1 protein-coding gene is annotated in these 1,834 nt (G+C 41.2%); it reads right to left on the bottom strand.

The genetic code is table 11. The features are described from left to right. Positions 1-103: 103 nt before the first annotated feature. Positions 104-1,678, bottom strand: a complete 1,575-nt coding sequence (locus D3H55_RS23530) for an IS1182 family transposase (protein ID WP_119549758.1) — start codon at positions 1,676-1,678, stop codon at positions 104-106. Positions 1,679-1,834 lie beyond the last annotated feature (156 nt).

Below are 1,834 nucleotides of genomic sequence, written 5' to 3'. Positions count from 1 at the left end.
GAGGCTGGGACATAACTAGCCAAAAACCATGAAAAAAGGGCTTCAATCATCATTTCGGATGATTGAAGCCCTTTTTCTTTCATTACTCTCTTGGATCCGCGGATTATATTACGTTCCTGGCAGTCAACTTTCTCAAGTTAACCGCCATCAGCGCGAAGCCCATTTCATTATGCACGCGCTCTTTTCTTCTGACAGAAAATCTTGTGAAACCTAAATTAGCCTTCAGATATCCAAAAACTGGTTCTACGTCGATTTTACGTCGACCGTAGACTTTACCCGTTTTCTCATCTGAAAGCAATGTTCTAATCTTTTCTTTTTGTTTTTCCCATTTTTCGTTTAGTAAGAGTTTTCGGTTATTTCCCTCCTTGGCTTTTGTGCACTCAGAACGGAAAGGACATCCCGCACAACTTTCGCACTCATACACCTTAAACTCCCGAGAAAAGCCGTTTCGGTCAGTCTTGTGAGAGAGATGGCGGAATATGAGTCGTTGATCATTAGGGCAAGTAAATGAATCGGTTTCTTCATCATACTTCCAATTGGCCGTATTGAATTCATTCTTTTGAGCGCTCTTCGTTTTCTCTTTGCGGTACATGTTATAAGTAATCAGTGGTGTAGATGTACGGTTTTCAAAGACCTCTTTATAGTTCTCTTCACTTCCGTAGCCAGCGTCTGCCACTATATATTTAGGAAGTTGAAAGAAGTGCTTTTCGATTGTATTCAGGAATGGAATGAACGTCCTTGTATCGGTCGGATTTGGGAAAACATCATAGGCAAGCGTGTACTGTCCTTCGGTCGCAATTTGAACATTATAGCCAGCTTTAAGTTGTCCATTTTTCATGTAATCGTCTTTCATCCGCATAAAGGTTGCGTCGCGATCTGTCTTAGAATAACTGTTACGTGTACCGAAGGTAGCCATGTCTTGTTCATACTTTTGTTTACGTGCTACAAAATCCTTAAACTGTTTGAGGATTTGCTTCGGTATTTTACGTGCTGAACGAAGCTGCTTCCGTTCGCTTACTTCCTGGCTTTCTTCCATTTGTTTAGAGATTCCCTCAACGGTTTTTTCCAATTTCTTCACGACTTCAGCCAGATTTTCTGTAGAAAGTACTTCCGGACTTTCCCGTTCGATTTCCGGTATAATTTCCTTTTCAACTAACTCATCATATAATTGGTTCGATTTCTCGATGAGACCCTCACTATATTTCTCAACGGATTTCCGCCAAACAAACGTGAACTTATTGGCATTCGCTTCAAGTTTGGTTCCGTCAATGAAGATCGCTTCATCATCAATATGCTTTTCCTTTACGAGATGGCAGCGAAACTGAACAAAGCATTCACGGAGAAGTGCTTTTACTTCAGGACAGACACGAAATCGGTTAATCGTGCGGTAGCTCGGTTCATGTCCTTGGGCAAGCCACATCATCCGGACACTGTCGTGGAGAAGAGCTTCAATTTTCCTTCCTGAGAAAACGGATTGGGAATAAGCGCATAAAATAATTTTCATCATCATGCGTGGATGGTAGGCAGGGCAGCCGGTGCTTCGTATAAACGAATCAAAGGCTTGGTGTGGAATTTGCTCGACGAGGTCGTGCACTGCGAAGGCAATGTCATTTTTTTGGAGTTTGATTTCTAAATCTAGGGGCAAAACCACTTGATTCATGATATAATTTTTAAACATAAGGACCCTTCTTTCCGATGAGATTTGGTGTGGTAACTTTATTTTATCAGAAGTGGTCCTTATTTTATTTCAAAAAGAATTAAAGCCGGTGAAATTTTACTCGTCGTAAAATTTCACCGGCTTTTTCATATTAGAGGAGGGTTTTGTCCCAGCCTC

The organism is Bacillus salacetis, from assembly GCF_003581585.1.
In the GTDB taxonomy this organism is placed as follows: Bacteria; Bacillota; Bacilli; order Bacillales; family Bacillaceae_B; genus Rossellomorea; species Rossellomorea salacetis.
The sequence above is the reverse complement of the archived record's forward strand: the minus strand, read 5'-3'. Positions and strand labels throughout refer to the sequence as shown.

Bases quoted from the DNA above. Each gene is read 5' to 3' on its own strand.
- D3H55_RS23530 (WP_119549758.1), bottom strand. From the start codon at position 1,678: ATGTTTAAAAATTATATCATGAATCAAGTGGTTTTGCCCCTAGATTTA.